Origin of the sequence: Candidimonas nitroreducens (assembly GCF_002209565.1) — a bacterium.
GTDB classification, from domain to species: domain Bacteria; phylum Pseudomonadota; class Gammaproteobacteria; order Burkholderiales; family Burkholderiaceae_B; genus Candidimonas; species Candidimonas nitroreducens.
This window is the reverse complement of record NZ_NJIH01000027.1, coordinates 1-1404: the sequence shown is the minus strand read 5'-3', so window position 1 is coordinate 1404 and position 1404 is coordinate 1. Positions and strand designations below refer to the sequence as shown.

The window sequence follows — 1404 nt, the reverse complement described above, 5'->3', positions numbered from 1 at the left end:
GCGGTGTCGCCGGGGCATGCCACCAGGGTGTTGACCAGGCGGCCGATGCCTTCAATTTCGGTGACGACCTCGTCGCCCGGCTGCACGTTGACGATGCCGTCGGGCGTGCCAGTAAGGATCAGGTCGCCCGGCGACAAGGTCATGAAGCTGCTGAAGTATTCGATCAGCGCCGGGATGTCGAACACCATGTCGCGGGTGTTGCCGCGCTGGGTCTCGACACCGTTGACGGTGGTGCGCAGGTTCAGGTTCATGGGGTCGGGCACGTCGTCGCGCTCGACCAGCCAGGGGCCCAGCGGGGTGCAAGTATCGCGGCTCTTGACACGCAGGTTGGGGCGGTACCAGTTTTCCAGGTAGTCGCGCAGCGCGTAGTCGTTGGCCACGGTGTAGCCGGCCACGTAGTCGTAGGCCTGGGCGCGCGACACGTTGCGGGCCTCGCGCCCGATCACCACGGCCAGCTCGCATTCATAGTGCATGAAGGCGACGTCGTCCGGGCGCAGGGTCTGGCTGCGGTGGCCGACGAAGGTGTTGGCGGCCTTCAGGAACCCGAGCGGTTCTTCGGGGGCCTTGAAGGCCAGTTCCTTGGCGTGGTCGGCGTAGTTGATGGCCAGGGTGAAGGTGGTGCGCGGCGCTATGGGCGGCAGCCATTGCACGTCGTCTTGCGCGACGCGGCGGCCGTCGGCCAGCAGCAGCGCGCCGTCGCCGGCGTCGGTGGCCAGGTGGAGCTTGTCCTGATAGCGTATGCGGGCATGTTTCATGGGGGGTACCTATGCCGCGACGAGGCGGTTGGCGAGGCTGCCCAGGCGGGCGATGTCGATTTCGTAGCGCTGTCCGGCACGCGCGCGTGGGGCGCCGGCGGGCACGCCCGCCAGCAGGATGTCGCCGGCGTCCAGGCTCATGAAGCGCGTGACGTCGGCGATCAGGCGCGCCACGGGGCGGATCAGGTCGCGGGTATGCGCCTGTTGCGCCACTTGGCCGTCGATGCGTACCTCGATGGCGAGGTCGTCGGGGTCAGGTACTGCGCTGCGCGGCACGGTGTGCGCGGCCATGGGGCAGAAGCCGTCGCGGCATTTCTGCTTGATGGCCGGGCGGTAGAGGCTGGCGTGCGGCACGTAGAGGTCGGCCACGATGCGGTAGCCCGCCACGTAGTCCAGCGCCTCTTGTTCGGAGACGCGAGTGGCCTTGCGGCCGAACACGATGCCCAGGCAGGCGCCGACTTCCACTTCGGAGACGTCGGCCGGCAGGGCGATGTCGCTGTCCTGCGCGGCATAGGTGTTGGCGGGTTTTATGTAGAGTATGGGTGCTTTGGGCGGCGCCTTGTAGGGCGGCTGGCTGGCAGCCTCGCCCAGTTGTTCCAGGGTCTGGCGGTAGTTCAGCAGGGCGCCCACCACGGTGCGGGGCTGCCCG

At 68.2% G+C, this 1404-nt stretch carries 2 protein-coding genes; both read right to left on the bottom strand.

Features of this window, described 5'->3' with window-relative positions; genetic code table 11:
• A partial coding sequence (locus tag CEY11_RS24915) for a fumarylacetoacetate hydrolase family protein (protein WP_088606143.1) occupies nt 1-755 on the bottom strand: 755 nt, incomplete at its 3' end.
• Nucleotides 756-764: 9 nt separating this feature from the next.
• Nucleotides 765-1404 (bottom strand): fumarylacetoacetate hydrolase family protein (locus tag CEY11_RS24910; protein ID WP_198958990.1); only part of this gene is annotated, 640 nt, incomplete at its 5' end.